1 pseudogene is annotated in these 237 nt (G+C 57.0%); it reads left to right on the top strand.

The features are described from left to right. A pseudogene (locus tag ACR9ZK_RS23380) lies at nt 1-195 on the top strand (hypothetical protein); the annotation flags it as partial. Nucleotides 196-237 lie beyond the last annotated feature (42 nt).

Raw genomic sequence — 237 nt, 5'->3', positions numbered from 1 at the left:
TCCTCGCTGCTCGGCTCGAAGATCAAGGTCATGCGCGACCGCGGTCACATTATTCGCCCAGCAGGGGAGGTTGATATTCTGGTGACCATTCATCCCTCGGCGCTTTTGCGGATCAGGGAGCCGGACGAGAAGGAAAGAAGTCGGCTCGCCTTCATTCGAGATCTGAAGAAGATCCGAAGTTTTCTGCGGCATTGACCACCGCCATCTGCCTATCAGCCGGGAACCGAACCTTGCAGG

The organism is Monashia sp. HAY1-5C, from assembly GCF_056755255.1.
This window is presented reverse-complemented; position numbering and strand designations above follow the sequence as displayed.